This window comes from Primorskyibacter aestuariivivens (assembly GCF_028023675.1).
Taxonomy (GTDB): Bacteria; Pseudomonadota; Alphaproteobacteria; order Rhodobacterales; family Rhodobacteraceae; genus Marinovum; species Marinovum aestuariivivens.
The window spans coordinates 23,764-44,383 of record NZ_JAQIOZ010000025.1 but is presented as its reverse complement, the minus strand read 5'-3'; the positions used below and the strand labels follow the sequence as shown (position 1 = coordinate 44,383).

At 56.5% G+C, this 20,620-nt stretch carries 12 protein-coding genes; 3 read left to right on the top strand and 9 right to left on the bottom strand.

Features of this window, described 5'->3' with window-relative positions; translation table 11 throughout:
- The first annotated feature begins 109 nt into the window (after nt 1-109).
- From PGB28_RS19745 to PGB28_RS19735, 3 genes are read left to right on the top strand one after another with little or no spacing between them, the layout of a single operon-like run.
- Nucleotides 110-1,762, top strand: a complete 1,653-nt coding sequence (locus tag PGB28_RS19745) for a DEAD/DEAH box helicase (RefSeq protein WP_271423250.1) — start codon at nt 110-112, stop codon at nt 1,760-1,762.
- The gene (locus tag PGB28_RS19740) at nt 1,746-3,578 is read left to right on the top strand and encodes an ATP-binding protein (RefSeq protein WP_271423249.1); all 1,833 of its coding nucleotides are present in this window, start codon (nt 1,746-1,748) and stop codon (nt 3,576-3,578) included. The genes PGB28_RS19745 and PGB28_RS19740 overlap by 17 nt, the downstream gene beginning before the upstream one ends.
- A gap of 11 nt (nt 3,579-3,589) precedes the next feature.
- A complete protein-coding gene (locus PGB28_RS19735; protein ID WP_271423248.1) occupies nt 3,590-4,519 on the top strand; it encodes a phospholipase D family protein in 930 nt (309 codons plus the stop codon).
- 17 nt (nt 4,520-4,536) lie between these two features.
- Here the strand turns inward: PGB28_RS19735 and PGB28_RS19730 are convergent, their stop codons facing one another.
- The 9 genes from PGB28_RS19730 to PGB28_RS19690 all read right to left on the bottom strand — a co-directional run bounded on the left by PGB28_RS19730 (nt 4,537) and on the right by PGB28_RS19690 (nt 20,189).
- Nucleotides 4,537-6,429, bottom strand: a complete 1,893-nt coding sequence (locus PGB28_RS19730; RefSeq protein ID WP_271423247.1) for a hypothetical protein — start codon at nt 6,427-6,429, stop codon at nt 4,537-4,539.
- A complete protein-coding gene (locus PGB28_RS19725) occupies nt 6,429-8,777 on the bottom strand; it encodes a sensor histidine kinase (protein ID WP_271423246.1) in 2,349 nt (782 codons plus the stop codon). The genes PGB28_RS19730 and PGB28_RS19725 overlap by 1 nt, the downstream gene beginning before the upstream one ends.
- A gap of 67 nt (nt 8,778-8,844) precedes the next feature.
- Nucleotides 8,845-9,681 carry a phosphoadenosine phosphosulfate reductase family protein gene (locus tag PGB28_RS19720; protein WP_271423245.1) on the bottom strand — a complete coding sequence of 279 codons (837 nt, stop codon included), beginning with the start codon at nt 9,679-9,681 and terminating at the stop codon, nt 8,845-8,847.
- Nucleotides 9,678-12,911: a hypothetical protein gene (locus PGB28_RS19715; protein ID WP_271423244.1), complete on the bottom strand. Its 3,234-nt coding sequence runs from the start codon at nt 12,909-12,911 to the stop codon at nt 9,678-9,680. Before PGB28_RS19715 ends, PGB28_RS19720 begins: the two co-directional genes overlap by 4 nt.
- Before the next feature lie 58 nt (nt 12,912-12,969).
- A complete protein-coding gene (locus tag PGB28_RS19710; protein ID WP_271423243.1) occupies nt 12,970-13,908 on the bottom strand; it encodes a DUF4007 family protein in 939 nt (312 codons plus the stop codon).
- 9 nt (nt 13,909-13,917) lie between these two features.
- Nucleotides 13,918-15,075 (bottom strand): cysteine desulfurase family protein, encoded by a 1,158-nt coding sequence (locus PGB28_RS19705; RefSeq protein ID WP_271423242.1) that lies wholly within the window; start codon nt 15,073-15,075, stop codon nt 13,918-13,920.
- A 206-nt stretch (nt 15,076-15,281) separates the two neighbouring features.
- Nucleotides 15,282-17,261: a type IV secretory system conjugative DNA transfer family protein gene (locus tag PGB28_RS19700; protein ID WP_271423241.1), complete on the bottom strand. Its 1,980-nt coding sequence runs from the start codon at nt 17,259-17,261 to the stop codon at nt 15,282-15,284.
- 8 nt (nt 17,262-17,269) lie between these two features.
- A complete protein-coding gene (locus PGB28_RS19695) occupies nt 17,270-19,621 on the bottom strand; it encodes a relaxase/mobilization nuclease domain-containing protein (protein ID WP_271423240.1) in 2,352 nt (783 codons plus the stop codon).
- Nucleotides 19,608-20,189 carry a helix-turn-helix domain-containing protein gene (locus PGB28_RS19690; RefSeq protein WP_271423239.1) on the bottom strand — a complete coding sequence of 194 codons (582 nt, stop codon included), beginning with the start codon at nt 20,187-20,189 and terminating at the stop codon, nt 19,608-19,610. Before PGB28_RS19690 ends, PGB28_RS19695 begins: the two co-directional genes overlap by 14 nt.
- Nucleotides 20,190-20,620 lie beyond the last annotated feature (431 nt).

Here is a 20,620-nt window from a genome sequence, read left to right as displayed (position 1 = left end):
TCTATGACGAAACGGAAGCAAATTCTGCTTTCAAGGTGGCGCGTTATTCAGAACCACCGTAACCTGCCAGCAATTGTTCCAGAACGATTGAGAGGGCAGCGAGCAGACCATGTCATCCGATACAGACATTGATTTGGATTCGCCGGGCCTTGCATTTTCCAAACTTCTAATGCTGGCGAAGCCCGGGAGGGTAAAGGCGCTTCTTCCTGACGAAATGCTCGACATTCTGGATGGGTTAGAACCGGGTTTCAGCACTTCAGAGAAATTGACTGCGTTGGCAGTGAACATGCTGGATCCTACCGAGACGCTGCAGAACGATACGTTGCGGGACTCCGTGATTTCTCTGATGCCGCTGAAGAAGGCGCGCGAGCTTTGCACAAAACTCGGGACTCCAGCCGGGCGAAACCCTTTCGATGATGCACTGAAGCTCGCGTCGGACGAAGAGCACTTCCCAGCATTGCTTTCCTTTTTTGGGGTCATCGATGACCCGACTGCCCCAGGGGCGCAGCTACCAGGAAATGATCGCGCGCCCGTCGGCTATGGGCTCTTTGAGCATCAGCGAGTGGCGGCAAGGCGCACTGAACGGATGCTCTTCGAGGGCCCCCACCGTGGTGTCCTGCACATGCCAACAGGCGCAGGAAAAACACGTACCGCAATGCACCTTGTCGCATCCCACCTAAGCGCCAGTGAGCCGAGACTGGTCGTATGGCTCGCACAGAACATAGAGCTTCTCGATCAAGCCGCAGATGAGTTTCAGAAGTCGTGGCGCTTCCTTGGCAACAGGGATGTCGGGCTTTGGCGGCTTTGGGGAAACAAGCGTGTCGATCTTGCCAACGCCAAGGACGGGCTAGTTGTCGCTGGCTTAGGTAAAATGTCAGCATTGGAAAAGAACTCGGTGAATGAATTGCTCACTTTGGCTGACCGAGTATCTTTGGTCATCATTGACGAGGCACACCAAGCGATCGCTCCAACATATCGCTCTGTACTTGACGCCCTAGCAACAAAACGGGCGACGACGCGTCTCCTTGGCCTTACGGCCACTCCCGGACGAACCTGGGATGATTTGAGCAAAGACGAAGAGCTCTCCGAATTCTTCGGTCGTGAAAAGGTAATGTTGGAAATCGAAGGCCACCCCGACCCAGTCACATATCTGATGGAAGAAGGCTATCTTGCCCGTCCGCACTTCCGGACTCTGAATGTGAAGGCCGGACTCGACTTGTCACAAGAGGACATGAAGGGCCTGTCACAGGCGATTGATGTGCCGGGGGACGTTCTGGAGCGACTAGGTCAAAGCACACAAAGAAACCTCAGGATAATTTCAGAGTGCGAGCATCTCGTGTCATCCCATCGCCGCGTCATTGTCTTTGCCCCATCGGTTGCCAACGCTAGGATGCTGGCAGCCATCATGGTCGCACGCGGCACCGAAGCACTTGTCGTCACCGGAGAATCCGCTCCGGCGGCTCGCGAACGGGCAATTCGACGCTTCAAGAGCCAGGCGCCAGAACCTATTGTGATGTTCAACTATGGCGTTCTGACAACTGGATTCGATGCACCGCAAACGAGCGCGGCCATCATTGCCCGCCCTACCAAATCCTTGGTTCTCTATAGCCAAATGGTGGGCCGGGCTACGCGAGGTGTAAGAGCTGGGGGAAATGAAACCTCAGAGATTGTCACGGTGACGGATACTGAAATGCACGGCTTCGGAGATGTAGCTGACGCTTTCTGCAATTGGGAAGATGTTTGGAATGAACGAAATTGTTAGCGACGGGACCACTGAATCCGGGTTCATTATTCCACCGGAACTCGCCGTAAAAGCGATGCGCGATAGTGGGTATCGAAATACCGCATACGCTCTCGCTGAGCTGATCGACAACTCAATTCAGGCTGACGCCAGTGAAGTTGAGCTCATCTGTGTCGAGAAGTACGAACAGGTAAATTCTCAGCAGCGCCTTCGCCTGCAGGAGATCGGCACGATCGACAACGGCAAGGGCATGTCCGCACGAACATTGGCCATCGCACTGCAGTTTGGAAACGGCACTCACCTGGATGATCGAGCTGGCATTGGACGGTTCGGCATGGGACTTCCAAACTCGTCAATTTCGCAATGTCGCCGTTTGGATGTCTGGACTTGGACGAACGGGCCGGACAATGCCATTCATTCCTATCTGGATGTCGCTGACATTCAAAGCGGTGTGAAAGATCGGGTGCCGCCGCCAACTCCTTCAGCCCTTCCCACCAAATGGCGCGAACGGTCCGAAATCTTGGGGACCTCCGGTACACTCGTGGTCTGGTCGCGATTTGAAGAGTATCGACTTACATGGCGAGGCGCTGAGGCGACCCTGCGAAATACCGAGGCGATCATCGGCCGGATGTATCGCAAGTTCATTAACGATGGCCGTGTCGCCATTCATCTCGTACGGGTGGAAGAGGGTGGGAACACCGGCCGAAGGTTGGCGGTTGTCAATGATCCCCTCTACCTTATGCCAAACTCCTCGACTCCCGAACCTTTTGACAAGGTTCCAATGTTTCAACGTTGGGGCGAGAACGACGAAGAGTTCACAATCGATTTTGGAGGCAAGCAGCATAAAGTTTTCGTCAGGTTCAGTTGGGCCAAGCCGGAAACCGTGCCAGATGACGGGCTGAATCGCGGCGCAAAGCCGTACGGCAAACATGCAATGAAGAACCTCGGCCTTTCGATCGTTCGAGAAGGTCGTGAACTCGATTTGGATACATCTTGGACCAACAGCTATGATCCCACCGAACGATGGTGGGGAGCTGAGGTCGAATTCCCTGCCACGCTCGACGAAATCTTCGGCGTAACGAACAACAAGCAAAGTGCGACGATCTTTTCGCAGCTGGCCCAATATGATTGGAAGGCCGACGCGGAGGAAAATGAAAGCCGCTCCTCTTTCATCGAAAGGGCGAGTAGCGAAGGTGACCCGCGGGCGCTGCTAATCCCAATCGTCGAGCACATCCGGGAACAGATTACCCAACTGAGGAAAAGAACAGAGCAGCAGACCAAAGGAACGCGAAGTACGGGTGGTCGCAAGCGTCATGAAGAGCCAGGCGTGGAAGACACCGTCACTTCGAAGTTCCGCCAACGTGCGGACGAAGGACATGAGACGCCGGGGGACACGGAGGATTTCGAAGCCGAAGACCGGGACGCCTATGAAGACGATTTGAAGGACGACAAGCACTATCCCGACGACGTCGCCAAAGCCATTGCTGACGCCATCCTTACCAGAAAGCGCAAGGTCGCTTTTCTAGAGAAAGCCATGGAAGGCTATGCGTTCTTCAACGTGGAGAGCGTCCAAGGCGGTGTCACCAACGTGGTCTTCAATTCTAACCACCCCTTCTACGAAAACTTGGTAAAGGCGCTGAACCCGGACACCGAAGAAGACACCGAGAAGGAGCTGCTCGACCGGGTACACACCGCTTCAGACACACTGCGCATCGTGTTTTCGGCTTGGGCTCGCTACGAAATGGAAGAAGTCAGGCACAAGCAACGCCTATCGGACATGCGTCAAGAGTGGGGCAAGATGACCCGGTTCTTCCTCGACGATGGCGAAGATGATTGATGCCGGGTGAGATGCTTGGCGACCAGCTGCTGGAACTAGTGTCATCGGCAAAAGAGCGAGTCGTCCTCGTTGCGCCCTTCATAAAGGTTGATGCACTCCAGCGGGTATTGGACACCATCCCAATTTCGGCAAGGCTGCATATCGACTGCGTAACGCGTTGGCGGCCCGAAGATATCGTGGACGGTGTATGTGACTTGGAGATTTTCGAGGTCATTACCAATCGCACGAACGCGCAGCTTTGGAGGCACCCAAACCTGCATGCCAAATTCTTCAGGGCCGACCAATCTTGTCTCCTCGGCTCCGCTAATCTGACCGGGCGAGCACTTGGTTGGCGCCTCCCGACCAATCTCGAACTCCTTGTTGAACTAGATACTAATCTGCTTGGGCTCCAAGCGTGGGAGACATCGTTGATGAACAGCTGCGTCCCAGTGACAGCCAAACTGCGTGATCAGATCGCGCAACAAGCCGCAGACATAGCGGCCCAGCGTCCAAAGATAACCTCGATCGATGTTGAGCACGACGATGATCCGAGTTTTCGATGGGTACCCCTCTGCCCGGCGCCAGAAAGGCTATTCAAGGTATATACCGGCGAACTTGACGAGGCCAAAATGGTCCGGTCGGCCTTCGAATTCGCGCAACGCGATTTGAGAGCACTAGGCCCTCCCAAAGGCTACTCGGAGGAACAGTTCCTGGAATACGTTGCAGTTCGGCTCCAGAATCTGGAAGTTGTCCAGAAAGTAGTCTCTGCCAGCAGTTCAGGGGTTTCGGATACTCAGGCGGCCAAGTTGATAGAAGAGTATATCGATGAGTCAGCAATGATCAGTCCGCCTGACGCCTGGAGAATTCTCAAGCAATGGATGATGCACTTCTTTCCGGAGCAATATCGAATAGAGGTAGGCCAAGAAATCCTGATTAAGGGCCGCACGATTTCTTCAGGGTAGAGATGGAGTCCGGTACACTAACCATTCGCTGGTGTCTCATCCAGCGCGAACAACAGACCGGCCCCCTGACGTTGGCCGATATCGGGCAAGGCATCTTCGACTAATACATTTATGATGATTCTCCCAATCTCTACGCCGTCCCCATCACCAGGGACTTTGCAAGGCTTTGGCTTAACATCCGACTTGTAATCGACTCCAGTTGTGAACAGAGCGTCCAACGCGCTCGGAGCCAAGGTGGACTCGAGTTTCGCTCTGCTTGTTTCGTAGACATCCGCGATTGCCGCCCGGACCTCTTTCATGAAGTTAAACCTGTGCGCGGCGTCGAAGGCTAGTCGATTAGAACTTTCGCCCACCAAGACTCCATCGAGGTTCGTCGCCAACGGGACAAGTTCGCGATGGCTGTTTGTGAAATACACCACACACCGAACCGGGAACATCGATGGCATAGTTTTCAATTCTCCGACCCGACCTAGGTCACTGAGCAACTTTTGCTGTAGAGAAATTGCTGTTTGCTCCTTCAACCTGGCCGGGACAAAGCATGGTCCTTCGGCCGATAGAAGTGAGGAGAGTGCGTCATTCCCGATCGTCTCAACATGCTTCAGGTCCCATTTAACAATACCCCGCAGTTCCGCATTCAGATCCAAGACGGGTGTATGGACCCCATTGGCCACAGCTTTGAAGTTGAGTGCCCCGTGATCATAAAAGATACCAGCGAGTAGCAAGACGCGCTTAGCCTTCGGTGGATCGCGCACGAGGTCGCACAAGGGTGTCAATACGAGGAAAACACGTCGCTCATCACCCTCAAAAATTGTGCCGCTCCGAACATCGGGCCCGTCTTCTTCCGGTGAGATTGCAATAATGTCGCCCAAAGAAACTGGAAAGCCGCTGCTCGGATCAAGTTGCCTTCGTTTTTCGTTGACAAACAGAGTCTTACGGACAACTTCCAATGTGTTCTTATTTCCCGTGATTGAGTTCGGCGGAAAGGACGTTGCCTCAAGTGCGTTGAGTGCGATCGCCGCGTCGATAACGCCTTGCTCTGCCTCCAGCTCATGTGCGAGCACTGCATCCATGATATCGACCATGTAGCCGCCCAATGGCACACCTTCTGAGGATAGCATTTGCTTTACGTGAGAAAGGTCTTCGAGATCGAGCTTACGAACTTCGTTTTGTGCGCGTTGAAGCGCTTGTGAGATGCCCGTCTCCCAGGATTTCAGGAACGACCACAGCTTCAGCGCATCTCCACGATGCTCGGCCAGTTCGAAGACAAGCTGCTCGAGGTGCCCATCTTCTTCGATTTCCGACTTTTTGATGGTCCGGAAGCCAGACGCCAGTAGCCCCGTCTTGTCGCGAAACTCGTGGCGTAGGTCATGAAGGCTGTTGTGTGCAGAAGTCAGGATCACAATGGGCGGGTTATCGGATCGCTCGCGCAAGACTTCTTTCAAACCACTTATCGATCGGTTTTTGTCCCCCTCCGCTTGTTCAGATCCAAGAAACAAATCAACAATAATGAGATCGGCGTCTTTAGCGGCCCCAATAAAATCTCTACCAACTTCGCTTACTTTTAGACCAATGCCATTAAGCCTAGCGGTCGCAGCGCCGATAAATTTCCGGACTTGCTGCTGATTTCCCAAGAATGCCTCAAACACCTTGCCGAGAGCGCTACCAGAAAATCCCTCCCGTCGTTCAAACATTAGCGTAACGAAGGTCTGGTCTTTGATTAGCGCTTCCGCATCGAGATCCTTGTGCTCGGGGTAGATCTCATCGAGCAGCTCTTTGTCCTCGACTGTCAAATCAGCCCAGAAAACCGACCATTCATCATCCACATTGCCAAGGTCGGATACTAGGGGTGACGGATCTACACCGTCATCGACAATTATCGCGGTAACAACGCCGTGCTGTTGGATATCCATTAGGTATGTTCCGAAATGCAGTACTCAAATGTATTCAGGCGCCCGAATTCATTGATTGGCTCCTCTTGTAGCTCGAGTGATCCACCCGCTGCGATAGCGTTGGCTCTAGCGATGTATAGACCTAAGCCGCGTCGTTTCTTGCTCTCTTTCAAAGAAAAGAACATATCGAAGATGCGGTCTTTATGTTCTGGGTCGATCCCCGGGCCATTGTCAGAAAATATGATTCTGGTCGGAGAGCCGACAATGCTGACACTGATCTGAGGTTTGAACAGAGGGGACTTCTCTTTTTCAAGACTCAACCAGTAAACAGAATTTGCAAGTAAGTTCTCAAATATCTGTACAACGTAGCCTTTGACGGTCTTCGTCGTGAAGCGGTTTTTTGGTGGTTCATAGTTGAGATGAATTCCGTGCCTATCGAACTGAGTCTGGTGATCCTCAAGGGTTTCACTGATGAGTTGGGTGAGTGAAAAGGTCTCAGGAGCTTGTCGTCCGCTTACACTCAATGGGTCCAGAATACGCAGTCTCTTGTGAATGCTCTTCATCGAAGCTGCCAACCCATCCAAACCCGTTACGACTTCATCCGACGTTGCTGTGCTTCGAATTTCCCGAATGCGCTCCAAAGCATGCTCTGAGGTCCGTGCGAGTTCGTGAGCGACGATTTCAACCAGTAGTCCTATGCCGGCCATATCTTGCATTAGCTTTGCATCGCCCTCGACTTCGGCGTTTCTTTCTCTCAAGATCTTCGCCAGCTCCGTTAACTCAAGCAACGTTTGTTGTAGTTCTTCTATTGTTTCGCGTTCTTGGTTGGTCGTGACTGAACGCAAATTGCTGATTGCCTTCTGCGCTCTCGTCTCGAGCCTTGCGATCTCCGTCTTTGCTTCGACTGGTCTTGCACGTTTAGCTTTGTACTTGGTCTCCGCACGCCTCATTGCATTACGCAATTGGTCTTGAATAGAGAACTGAACAATCCTCAGCATCGCTTGTTGTTCCTGGGTCTCTCTCAGGCCTTCCCGATTAGTCTGATCTACGAGACCAGGATTCGCGCTTCGACTGATGTCGACTTGACCGACAAGCTGAATTTTATTGAGGAGGTATCCCCTGGCCATAAGGGCTTCACGATCGAGCCCGAGCCAGTCATCCTTCTCCTGCCCATACGGATAGACCCGAAAGTCATCCCGATACATTCTGATCCCGGTCCATTGACGGTGTAGCTTCAGGATCTGCTCGCGATCCATTCCTCCCCCAGCCTTCACACGGCGCCTATTGTACCAATGCGCCTCGAAGGTGAATGGACCCAAGTCAGTCAGCGCATCTTCTGGAATCGCCTCGTCCCGGCCGCGTATCATTGCAAACAGATCCTTCTCCCCGAACCTTAGCTCCTCTTCGACAATTGGGTGCTCAAAACCCAACTCTCTGAGTTTCAAGTTCAGGGTAAGCTGGGGTCCGCTTTTTCCCACCGTATATGCCCCCCAAATGCTGGCGTGGGCGAGCTTGAGAAAGCTTTTTCCAAGCATAGGAACTGGGATGCGCTCACCATTCCATACCAATGCAATTCGTGGTCGATTTCTACTATCTGCAAGGGGATTGGTCAGAAAAGCAAAATCTGCAGCGGCCAACTGCTTGATCCGTCCTTCGTTCCAATCGGATGTTAGTTCTGAGATAATAAGAACAGTTCCAGAGTAGTCCGGCGAAGGTTTTGTTCCAGACGTATTTGCCTTGATATATATGTCTTCGATCATCTTATTGACGTCTTCAAACGCCCGCCAATCGATCTTTAGATGATTGATTTTCCTGTCTTTCTTTCGCGCGGTTTCGATAGAGAGCGTTCCACCCAATCGCATTGCTGACAGCCGACCCAAGCCTTTCTCACCAAGAAAATCGGGCTTCTTCTGCCCTTCAGAAACGGACTTCTCGACTGCGATCTTTCGTGAGGGTGTGCCAATGACCAGGAATTTTTCTTCCAGATCAGTCGCCGACATCCCGGTCCCTGTATCAATGACGCGGATCGTGTTTAGCGAATAGACTTCTTTCAACGCTTTAGAAAGCTGATCATACGAGTCTGCGGCAGCAATCAGTTTCCGCGCTTGGTCATAAATCGTTGTGGCAGATGAGTTCAGCTCAGACAGACAACGCTCCTTGAGATTTTCCAGCGGCACTTCTTGCTCTTTCGAGCGATTGCGAAGCGAGCTGAAGCTTCGTAGACCAAGCACAACATTAAATCGTACCTCAACGCCATTCTCGGTTCGCGCGTCAAACCCGTTCTTGATAAGCTCATAAAACGCGATCACGTCCGAACTGATAAGCTCGGAGCCGAGTTCCAGAACTGTTCTTGCAGTTACTCTAAACAACTATTGCCTTTCTCGCCCCTTTGCCAAAGCACTGTGCTGTGGATCCATGTGCTAAAGAGCCTGGAGACTATTTGTGACAAACAACACAAGAATTTCCTTCAGAGACACCAAAAATCTCGTCGATCGACGGCTCGGAGCGCGCTGACAGAGGGTTGGGCCGTATGGCGCGCATGGCGCGGGCTCGGCGTTTCTCGTAGTCCGCCTTAATCGCCGCAACGCGTTCAGGTTTGGCGAGGTCATCTAGGCTTTCACCATCGCTCCAGGTGAAGGGGGAGCCGTGTTCCTCAGCCGTTTTCTCATAGGCCCGGGCCTCTTCAAATGCCTTGGGATGCTCTTCCATCAACCGCACCCATTCAATCTTCTGTTGGAAGAAGCAGAAGGTGCATCCGGATCTAGAGCGCCAGCGATAGTATTCTGGCTCGCCGATGTCGGTGTCTTTCAGCAAGTCGACGACACCTGCCTTGTCAATGCCGGCATCCCGAAGTGGAAAGCGAACCAACATGTTTGGATGCTGCGATTTGTATCCAGACCGATTTGGCTCATCGGCCCGAATCGCGACGTAGGAATGGACGACTACTCCTTTCTCCAAGTCGTCACGCAGCCATAGGTTCAATGGCCTCAATTTGAGCTGTCGTGTGCACCAACGAGTTTTGGCCGACGGTAGGAAATGCCCATACTCTGCCAGCCAGAAATCAAAATCCCGATCTGGGTTCAGCCGATTGATCCGCTTGCCAAGGAACCCTTCGAGCCTATTTAAAAAGTCATAGACTTCAGGTAGTTCCTTCCCTGTATCGGTGAAGAAGTACTCCATGTCGATGTCGGGGTGGTTCTGGCGCATATAGACGGCCAAGGCGGCGCTATCACGGCCACCCGATATCCCGAGAATGTGTCGTTCGTTGGTCATGCTTCAATCTTGTCCATACTGTCCGTGAGCGCCGCAACCGCCCGAGCGAGAGCCGCCAGCGCGATTTCGTGCCCATGTTCACTTTGGCCAAGATTCCGAATGATCTGGTCCGCAAGCTTACTGGCAGTCTCTTTTTCGTTTTCGCTGAGTTCGAAGCTCTGAAGGATTGGCGGCTGCTTCGGATCGACGCCCACAATGAGAGCGATCGCTTCGGTGTTTGATTTTCGGTCGCGCATCAACGCCACTGCTTCGGCCTGCCTAAAGCGGCGCCCAAGCCTAGCTACCTCAGACAATGCTCCTTCGCGGTTGCGGTCGGACCATTCGCGCATGGGCTTCGGTTGCAGAGTTCCGGCCACCGCCTCAAGGCTGCCGGTCCCGGCTTCAATTTCCCCAACACGCGCGGCAAAAGCCTCAAACTTCAGATCTGAGCTCAACCCCTTGATGGACTCTGCGCGCTCGAGGCTTCCGGCAAAGGTGTCACTCGGAACTCCGATGGATTGCGCCAACGCGTGTCGCAGATCTTTAGCAAGGCTATCATAGGCCGCCTCACACTCTTCAATCGCAGCGACCGTTTTTTCGACTAGATCACCTTTGATATTCAGACCGGGAAGCGTTTCGAAGAGCAGTGTTTCCGGATCGTCTGCGTGCCGGATTGCATCGCGTATCTTGCGCGTATCGGCTGAGAGGAGACTGGTGCGTTTGGCAAAGTCGCTCAAAGCCTCAATACGCTGGAAGGCTGCACTTGCAACGCTAAGTGCAGATGCATCAGACAGATCCAGCCCTTCCGCAATCCGGGAAAGGAACGCCAGATGGTGTTCAGAGCGTCCAGCGGGCCTCAGAACGACGGCCGACGGATCCTGAAGCATTCTGTCGACAAAGATGTCATCGAGATCCGCGACAAAGCGACCGTCTTGGTAGACAGCATAAATCTGCCGATTTGCGAGCAAGAATGCCAGCGCTAAAACCGGCATCACGCCGACCTTCATGCCAAAGGGCGCTCCCCGCCAAGCCTCATAGACTTCCGCCAGCGACTGTTCCTTTTTCGAGCGCAAGATTTTCCATGCTGGCTTCAGGGACGCACCGGTCATGGTCTTATCTGGGTCAGCAAAACCGTAGCCAGACTTGGATTTTCGGTGCAGGCCGCTTGGGGCCAGAGTTGTGAGGTAGAGACCGAATGCAGCTGGAAACCCCTCGAAGTCTAGGTTCTTCCGATCCGGGCTTTTCACCATGGCATGGCAAAGGGCTCGAAGAGCGGCCGCAGCACTCGAGGATGGTCTGTCCTTTTGCAGCAGCTCGCTGTGAATGATTGGCGTCGAATGATAGGCTTTGTCAGCCAGGTGCGATGCCGCGGCGGACAGAGAGAGCACCATCTCGGAGTCGTTTGGCCGAAGGATTTGCCATTGGCTCGACAGCATCAAGCGTTGGAGTTCGACATTCGAGCGATTTCGCAGCAATGCCTCACGCGCACGGATTCCCCGCCGCGCGATCCTGTCTCCGGCGATCTGCGGTACTTGCTTTTGAACTTGAGACAACGCCGCCAGGTCGCCTGCATCTTCAATCAAGCGCTTCCCATCGCCGACCAAAGAGAATGCACTCACGACTCCCGTTTTCCTTAGGATCCGAACAATCTCATCCATCTTCTCTTCGATGTCTGGTGAGCGGGCGTCTTGGGGCGCGATAGCCATTACCATGACACCACTCGCGGCCAACGCCTTGCGACCTACGGTGCGCTTGAACTCATTTGGATCGAATTGCTCCCCCAGGCACTCTACGTGCAACGCAAAGGTCCGCAGCACGCCGCAATCAAAGTAATGTCTTTTAGCGACAATGTGGTCGAAGCCAGCCTTTGCGGCGACTTGGGAAAGATCTGACGAGGTGGTCCGACCCCCAAATCTCTCTAAAGCCGCATCGAGGTCAAAATCGCTGCCAGAGAACAGTGCATACCCACCCACTCGTTTCTGGCGAAGCAAAACTCCCCAGTCGCATAAATCATCGAGTGCACCCGTGATATCAGAGACGTTGTTCCCCGGAACGGCGATCAAGAGAGCGTCCTGGTCGACAGCCAATCCTGTCCCGTTCTTGAAGATTTCAATAAGCGCGGCAGATTTCGCCAGCTTCACGTGCAGGTCCGCTCCGAGCACGTTCGCTTTCTCGATTGCCTCCGCCGCGAGCGTCATTTGCGACCCCAACGGCCCAGCCGCAAGAGCAAGACCAAAGTTCGTTTGAAGATAGTCCCAAAGACGATCGGGGCCGAAGGTTTCCCCTGAGCTTGCCGATTCCGACTTCAGGAACTCGCGAAACCCCCCAGGTTCTTCGGACGCCAAGAATCCGAAGATGCTACGCTCGTTCTGACCGAAACTTCGGCGCGTGATGCCGCCGAGCAACAACGCGCAAATCGGGTTCAAAGGCCAGGTCTGCGAAAGCGCCTCGGTCAGCTCCTCTTCGTCCGTTGGTCGATTTGAACCGACGATTTTGGCCAAGCTTTTGGCCTGCGCTTCTGCTGTGCCAGGGATATCATCCGTATCGATCGCCCGCCCGAGCAGCCTGACCGTTTCATCACTTGCGGAAAGGAAGGAGAGATCCTGAAACCGCCCCTGGATCTTCGCCCATTCGAGACGGGCGCTCGAAGCGAGCTTGTCCGCATATGCCTCAAAAGCCTGATGCAAGATTCCGATCACAACGAAACGGCCTTCGCTTCTGGCGCTTATCTCAGCCAGATCCTGCAGGAGGTGCGCATCGTGGTCTTTATCGGCCGCGGCTTCGAGGAACTTTCCCAATTCATCCAGAACCAGAACAATTGGTCCCTGACTTGCGTGATCAGATATGTCTTGGACGAGTTGGCCATCGCTTTTTGTCGCGCGGTCCTTTTTTGTGCGGGTCCACCCGTATCGCTCTGCCATCTTCTCGGCGATGGCTTGTCTCAGATTAACACGGCTTCCGGTAACCGGAATAACGCTCCAACCACCCAAGCCGGGATCAAAGGCTTTCTCAATTGCCTTTGACAGCTTCGGACCGGCGATCTTCCGAGCGAGAGACTTTCCCTCTTTGGAACCGGCAACGAGGTTACCCAAAAGCAGTGCGGTACTCGACTTGCCGCCGCCGTAGGGTCCGGTCCAAGTAAAAGCACTTTGTGCTCCCTCCGATAGCGATGCGGCCATCGCGAGGAGCGATTTTTCGGTACTGGCTTGGAGCACATAACCTTGAAGGGGCGGCGTGCCGGTCAGATCCATGTCGATCCGCGCGCTTCGTACGAACCGGCCGTTCAGTCTGACTTTGTCTGAGAGCGTTTCACGCGCCATGCCATACGCCCTTTCCGCGGCGCGCAATCTCGCCAAACGCGCTTTGCAGCAGAGCATCCAAGTCAGGACGCCGATTCCGTTGGACCTGTCGCAGGCCTGCCGTATCGGTCCAGACGAAAGCACCACCAGTGCTTTCGTCGATCCGCATCAGCCGTTCGATGACGCTATCTTCGTCCATCTTAAACACCCGGCCGGGACTGCCGGCGTCGTGGCAGATCATTTCCGCGGCGAGCGTCGCGCGGTTGTCGTGCGCGCGAGTCCAGTAGGCATCCAATGCGTAGGCGAACAGGGCGTCGTGAAGGTTCGGCTTTGGGCCAATCGAGAATTCGTACCATCCGCTCGAGCCGGTCTCTTGGACCAATGCCAATTCAGCCAGCAAGGGTTCCGCGGCGTCATCCATCGCCCCGCTCGGTCGGCTGCAGTAGCTCCGCAGAAAGACCGTGACGTCGTTCTGGATAGTCTTGTGAGCACCACGCCATCCCTTTTGCTCGATCAACTTCTCGATGGCATCCACCAAATCTGTCGATCGAAACTCGTGGCCAAATAACCCGTTGAAACAATAGTAGAAAGTTGTGGTGTGCTCCGGCACCGATGCAAGCTTCCAATGGATGAGCCACAGAGAGGTCGGATGCTCCAGAAAAGGGTCAAATCCGTTCTCGCCGAAGAGCAGGTCACCCAAATTGTCAGGCTTTAATTCCTTGCCGTCGAGTTGGATAACTTCCGCCGCTTGCGCCCAAAATCGCATTGAAACAGCCATGTTACGGCCAACGCCGAACCGGGAGATGGCTTCGTCGTCCTTGAATACCGTCAGCGGGGCGCCGCCGCGAACCGCGTCATATGCTTTGCGCAACCAAAGGATGCGCAGCGGGAATGTTTCGTGCCCGGCGAATTGCGGTTTGCCGGACCAATTGTCAAATACATCGGCCATAAGCCTATGCTACTGGTGAAGCTCACCAGTAGCAAGGAGGACTTTCTCCACAGCGCTGACCATGATCGCCGTCGCGGAGCCAATATCGTCTTCAGAAAGCCACCACCCGACACCTATACGCAGGAAGCGTTTCTGCTCGTCATGAGTGAGATGCAGCGCGGAAAGAACCGGCGAAGGCTGCAATGAACCGGAATGGCAGGCAGACGCGTTCGAAAGACATACTTTGGTGTTCAGACTGTCGATCAGATCTGAGCTCGCCGGCGTGTCGACTATGAATGCGGCAGCTCCGGGAACCGCCGGACTTGATGGGAAAAGTCGTTCCACACGCAAGCCGTCGCCAGAGAGTTGCTCCTCGAACAGGGATATCAGACCCCTACTGTGGACAGACTCTCGCGCCATATTCTGAGCCGATATCTCGGCTGCACGGCCCATCGCCGCAACTAACGCGGCAGGTTGCGTTCCTCTCAGATGCTCTTCCAACGGTCTTGCGGATGTCAGCTCGGATGGCTTTGGGACGTTGGCGGCCACAAAAAGCGCACCGACACCCTGTGGTCCCCCAAATTTATGAGCCGATAGGCTGAGGTAATCGGCACCGAGATCGAATACGTCGATCGGATGCTTGCCCGCGACCTGAGCAGCATCGACATGCATGAGCGCGCCGACGGCATGCGCCATTTCACTTATCTTTTCAATTGGTTGGATTACACCCGTTAAATTGCTTGCGAGCATTGTGCTGACGAGCAGTGTGGTCTCGCCCAAAAGAGCCTCGAGACTTTCCAGGCAAATCGAACCATTTATGCCGACAGGACACATCAGGACCTCGAAGCCCAACTCGCGCAGTGCTTCCGCAGGACGTCGAACCGCGTCGTGTTCCAGCGCGGACAGAATGATTTTGTTTCTGTGCGGAAACTGTTCTGCAACGGCGCGCGAAGTCCCTATGATCGCGAGCGCGTTTGCCTCAGTAGCGCCCGAGGTAATGAAGATCTCGTTTGGCGCAGCACCGATAAGGGTCGCAACGGCCCTCCTTCCTTTTTCGTAGAGGCGGTTAGCCTGCCAGCCTGCAACGTGATTGGAGTTCGCGTTTCCGGGTTGAGCCAGCGCCTCAATGAGAACGTCTTTGGCTTCCGGACGCATTGGCCAGCTGGCGAGGCCATCAAGGTAATACATGGTGTAAGCTTTACTCCGTCATCCGCCGGTTAGCGCTCAAACAAAAAAGACAATGAGCCACAGTAACCCCATTTTCTGATGGCTTTTCCCGCTTACCACGATTTCGGGCGACTGCAAATGTTGCCATACTGTTCTCATTGCACCAAAATTTCATTCCTCATTCCCATTTTTCAAGAAAACAACCCTCCAAAAAATCACTAGACGTCTTAAGGCCCATCTTTCATAGCCGACTCTAGCGCGCCCAGGCCATCCACAGCGGTCCTCACCTGCTCGTCACCCACCTCCTTTGCCAGATCATCAGAAGGCACCAGCACCGCAAAATCCATCTCCATCTGGCGCTGTTCCTCGACGATGACGACTTGAACGACAGGCGCGGTCTTCTTTGGAGCGGCGTCGGCTTGGCCTGACGGTTGACCATCGCCAGCTTGGCTTGCCCTCTCCACATCGGCTTCTGTTCCCCCTGGCCCATCCGAAGGCGGCGTCATCGGCATGGCGCGCACACTCAGCGGCAGCGTGCCTTGCGATCCCCCTCCTCCCGGCTTCGGAAACGGCAACTCCCCCGTCTGTGCCGCGTGGATTGCCTTGAACAGCCGATCGTCAAAATATTGGATCCGCTTTGCACGGACCGGCATTTGCGCATCGATCACCATGACAATCTCGTCGAGCGGTAGGCGGCGTGCCTCATCCTCGGGCAGGAGAGAGCTTTCTTCGGTCCGCGTGGATTGGCTGCGCCCTTCAAAGGGGTTCTTGCCGATGGACTGGGACCGCGTGATGACGGTCTTCGTGGTCTTGCCCACCGCCTTGCTCAGCTCTTCGACGGTTTTTTCATCCGAGGGCGTCAAATAGAGCTTCACACCGGCATTGCCTTGCAGGGCGCGGCGGGTGTTCTCGCCGTAGATTTCATCGAGGGCGGGGATGGTTTGGGTGACCACGGCCAAATGGCCGCGATAGGTACGCAGGGTCTCGATGCTCTCGACCACGATGGGCATCTTGCCGAGACGGTTGAACTCGTCGAGCATGATCATCACTGGCCACGGCTCGTCTGGCCCGGGATCCTTTTCCTGCATGGCCGAGAGCAGGTCGGAGAAAAACAGCCGGATCAGCGGCGCGAGCGGCTTCACCATCAGCGGCTGGACCACGAGATAGACCGAAAAGGGCTTCTTGCGGATCGTCCGGAAGTCAAAGTCCGACACCGCCGTCGCCTCATCGATGGCAGGGTTCTGCCATTGGTCGAGCCCCGAGGTCATCAGGAGCGAGACATAGGAGGTCAGCGTGTCGTTATTGGTCGAAGCGAGCCGCGTGAAGATCAGCTTGGCCGCCCGGTTGTCGACTTCGTGGCCCCGCGCGAAATACTCCTTCTGCTTGTTCCCGCCCGAGGCCGCAATGCGGTAGATCTCGCCCAAGGTCGGGCGCTTGCGCTGGAACGCCAGCAGGCCTGCCGCCACGAAGAGATCGATCCCGCCTTTTAGCAGCCCCTGCACCCGGTCGTTGTCGCTTTGCAAGAAGAGCGTCGCCAGGAGCTGCAATTCCATCTGCTGGCGCGCGGGATCTTTCAGTTGATAGATGCGCAGGAGCGGGTTGTAACGATGCGTGCGCTTGCCCTCCCAATCGGTGGGGGCAAAGCGATAGACCTTGTCGCCTTGGGCTGCGCGATGCCGGGCCGTGGCCTCGAAACACTCGCCCTTCACATCGAGCGTCACAGCGGAGCCTTGCCAGGTCAGCAGGTTCGGAATGACAAAGCCCGTGGTCTTGCCACGGCCCGTGGGGGCCACGATCAGCGCATGGGGGAAGACCTTGGAGCAGATGTAGTTGGCGCGGGAGCCCGGCGGCCCCAGCTTGCCGAGGATGAACCCGGTGCCCGGCGCCCCGAAGAAGCCATTGGCCTTCATCTCGCGCGCGGTCTGCCAATGGGTCTGGCCAAACCGTGTCAGGGCGGACCCCGAGAGGGCGAGGCTCAGCATCAGGCCAGCGGCGGCGAAGCTGCCGATGATCAGGTGAATAAGTTGCGCGTCCTCCGGGCGGCGATCGAGGATCGCCATGTAGTTCTGCGCGATATAGGCAAAGTCGATCTCGGCCCCGAACCCGAGATCCTGGTAGGTCAGCACCGCCGAGGCGATGGTATAGCCCATGGCCCCGGTCACCAGCGTTACCAGAAAGACCCCTGTGGCGATCCGCGCTTTTCCCATGGAGGCGCTCAATGGGCCTGACCCCGCTCGGTCTCTCCATCCACGTCTGTCGCGCGGTGTTTTTCATATTCGGTGTCGGCGAGATCATCGACCACCTGACGCAAGGCCTCCGTGTTGGCCGTCGCGGCATCCGATTGCAGGTAGACCTTGGCGACATAGAGCCGGTCGAGGCGGTCCTCGAGAACCTTCTCAAGCGCATCGGCATCGCCGGATGTGAGACGGCCCAATTGGCGGTCATCCAGCACCCGCGCGATCCCGTCGCGGAAGGCGTCCCGCTCCGCCTCGGTCTCGAAGGGTGCGGACAACTCCCCAGCCCGCTCATGGTCCAGGACACGCGCAATCTCGTCTGCAAGGCGGTCGGCACGGTCAGACTGCGGCGCAGTTTCACCGCGGGCTGCGAGGAATGCGTCGCGCGTGCCAGACCCGAGCCCGTCGCGCATCTCGGTTTCGCGGCGGACCTGGTTGATGGCCTCCGTGTCGCGGATCTCGACGACGGCCGCATAGGTCGCGCCAAGCCCGCGGGCGAGGTGGGACGGCATGTCCGGATAGCGCGCGCGCAAGTCATCCGTGACAGCATCTGCAACCGGCATGCGGAGGTCGCGTCCCTCCATGATGCGGTCGACCTCGCGGGTGATCTCGCTGGCGCGGGCCGCATCGGTGATGGTCTCCCTGTAGGGCTCAGACCGGTCGATCACGTCGCCGGGACGTGCGAGCAGCTCCGGGTGTGCCACGAGATACGCGCGCTGCTCGGTCTCGATCCGGCGCTCTGCCCGCGAGACAACCTCAGGGTCCCGGTCCTCGATCTGCTGCGCGGTCAGGCCGTCTGCGCGCATCTCCTGACGGATTGTCCCTTCCATTGCCTGGACCGCGTCCCGGTGATAATGGAACCGCTCGCTGACCGGTTCCGCTTCCATGACACCATCCCGGCGCAGCACGTTCTCCCGTTCCAAAAGCGTGCCAAGTTCGACATGCACATCGTTGAGAATGTCGCGCGCCTGTTCCAGATCGGCGCGGCGCTCGAGGTTCAGATCCCGCGCCTCGGCGACCTTGGTTAGATCATTGGCGATCCATTGATGCTCGAGCGCTGCATTTGAGGCGCCCGTCTCGATCCGGGCCACCACTTCCGATGTGCTGATCCCGGTGCCGTGTAGTGCCGCGTCAATGCGCGATCTCAGATCGGGCTCTGCCAGACGCTCGCGCTGGCTGGCGTCGATATTGGCTTCGGAATAGATCCCGCCCTCCGAGGGGGTCTCCGACAGCGTAGATGATCGCAAACCGAGAGGCTGCATGTGCTGGACCTGCGTCTGGATCTCGATGAGGCGTTTTTCCAGCACGGGACGTTCCGCGTCAGACTTCTCGGCGATCATGCCCTGCACCCGCGCGAGCTTCTCCGCATAGAGGCTTCTCAGATCCTCGAAACTTTGATCCTCGGCCATATACACATCTCCTGTTCGGTCCACCTGCCCGCCATGCGCCAGCACCTCGCCCGCGCGGAAGAGTGCCGCGGCAATGTCTTCGCGGGCCCCGCGGACCTCGGAGGTCTCCCGGGAGGCCTCCACGGCAAGCGAATGATAGACGGTTCTGGTGTTGGCGATCTCCGCCAGCGTACGCGTCAGGTCCTGCCCAACACGTTCCCGCTCGCGGGGCGCGCGACCCTCTTCTTTCGCCGCATAGACCTCGCGGGTAGCGGCTGGGTAATGCACAACCCCGCGATCCACCCGGCGCGTGGCCTCGAGGCGCACACCATACTTCTCGGCCTCCTCGACCATGGCGAGGCGGAAATCGTCATAGTTGAAGCGATGGTTGCGCCCCAGAAAGAAGAACTCGCCTTCCTGCGAGCGGCGGTTCAGCACCAGATGCGCATGCGGGTGATCCCAGTCCTCATGTACCGCGATGATGTAGTCGAAATGCCCCGCGTCGGTCTGGAAGAACCGCTCGGCCACATCCGTCGCGATGTCGCGCACATCCTCCCCGCGCGTGCCGATGGGGAAGGACATGAGCATATGGGTCGTCTGGCCCAGCTTGGGCTTGAAGCCTGCATCCCACCGCTTGGCAAAGCGTTCGGTCAGATCCTTGATGTCGCCCGCCTCAAGTTTCGCCTTGCCATCCAGAAACCCGCTCGAGTCGACGATATGGGTCGACTTCGTGGTAAGGTAATCGAGCTGGTTTGAGAGCTGCGATTTGGTATGCGTACCCCCGCCCCGGATCGCCTTGAAGACCGCCGGCCGGTGCCCTGCTGCAGCACGCACGAGTTGCTTCTGCTTGGCCACGTGCAGCCCCTGCATCGAGCCCCGGATCCGGCTCCAGCCATCCCGGAACACCTCCCCGGTAACAGCGTCGACAGCATCATTCAGCCGCATGGGCAAACTCCCTCAGCGCGGCCGTGGCCTGCAGCTGCATCGCGTCTCGACGGCGGCGCAGCAGCAGATCGATCTCGTCAGCGGAATCCAGGATGAACCGCGCCAGCCCGCGCATCTGCGCAAGGCGCAATTCGGTAAACTCCGGGCCAGCCCCCTGCCCCTGCCGGTTGGCCTGCGCCATCTGCTTGGCGATCTGCGCGACCCCATTACCGACCTCGTGCAGCGAGGCGCGATAGCGCGCCATCTCTGCTGCCATCTGCGCGTCCGGAACGAACACCCCGCCTGCCGCCTGAATGAGCCGCCTGAGCCCCTCGGCACGGCTCTCAATCTCGGCCTCAGCGAGCACCTCGTCGAGCGCCGCGAGCTCTGCAGCCGTGACTTTCACACTGACCGCTGAGACCGGAATAGCGGTATCGGTCTGGCGCTCGGCATCGGCTTTCAAGACGTAGCGCACGGCGCGCGATGTGACCTTGAAACGCTCGGCCAGCTCAGACGTCGACACACCCTCCGCGGCCTCGCGGACGATCTGCATCTTCTCGATCTCTGTCAGGCGTTTTGATCGGGACATGCGGAAGAAAGACCCCCTATTTCCTGCCACCTTCCACCAAGGCTGCCCCTACCTTACGATAATATACCTAGATGTCAATTATATACTTACGTCGCATCAGGTCTCAGGCAGCCTTGGTGTCCGCTTCCCCCGCGGCCCGCAGGGACGCGGGCCTGCCCCCTCACCACCAGCGCAGCCTCCAACTTCGGAGTCCCCCTTCCCCAGCCCCGCCCGAGGGTCTGGCCGAACACGCATGTGTTCGGACGGAACCGCGGGCGGGCGCAAACCCCACCGACAGGGCGGACAGGCAGGGTCAAGGAGGGCCAGATTTGGGTCCCCAAATCTCTGCCGCAAAAACCGGGAGGCCCTGGCCGATAGGTTTTTGTGGATGGCCCCCTTGAGGCTGACTGGCCGGTCTGTCGCGGCCTGATCATTCCGGGTGGAGTGCGTCC

Excerpts from the sequence above, each read along its gene's own strand:
- PGB28_RS19690 (WP_271423239.1), bottom strand. The coding sequence starts at position 20,189 with ATGTCCCGATCAAAACGCCTGACAGAGATCGAGAAGATGCAGATCGTC.
- PGB28_RS19700 (WP_271423241.1), bottom strand. The coding sequence starts at position 17,261 with ATGGGAAAAGCGCGGATCGCCACAGGGGTCTTTCTGGTAACGCTGGTG.
- PGB28_RS19745 (WP_271423250.1), top strand. The coding sequence starts at position 110 with ATGTCATCCGATACAGACATTGATTTGGATTCGCCGGGCCTTGCATTT.
- PGB28_RS19735 (WP_271423248.1), top strand. The coding sequence starts at position 3,590 with ATGCTTGGCGACCAGCTGCTGGAACTAGTGTCATCGGCAAAAGAGCGA.
- PGB28_RS19710 (WP_271423243.1), bottom strand. The coding sequence starts at position 13,908 with ATGGCCGATGTATTTGACAATTGGTCCGGCAAACCGCAATTCGCCGGG.
- PGB28_RS19730 (WP_271423247.1), bottom strand. The coding sequence starts at position 6,429 with ATGGATATCCAACAGCACGGCGTTGTTACCGCGATAATTGTCGATGAC.
- PGB28_RS19740 (WP_271423249.1), top strand. The coding sequence starts at position 1,746 with ATGAACGAAATTGTTAGCGACGGGACCACTGAATCCGGGTTCATTATT.
- PGB28_RS19705 (WP_271423242.1), bottom strand. The coding sequence starts at position 15,075 with ATGTATTACCTTGATGGCCTCGCCAGCTGGCCAATGCGTCCGGAAGCC.
- PGB28_RS19695 (WP_271423240.1), bottom strand. The coding sequence starts at position 19,621 with ATGCGGCTGAATGATGCTGTCGACGCTGTTACCGGGGAGGTGTTCCGG.
- PGB28_RS19720 (WP_271423245.1), bottom strand. The coding sequence starts at position 9,681 with ATGACCAACGAACGACACATTCTCGGGATATCGGGTGGCCGTGATAGC.
- PGB28_RS19715 (WP_271423244.1), bottom strand. The coding sequence starts at position 12,911 with ATGGATCTGACCGGCACGCCGCCCCTTCAAGGTTATGTGCTCCAAGCC.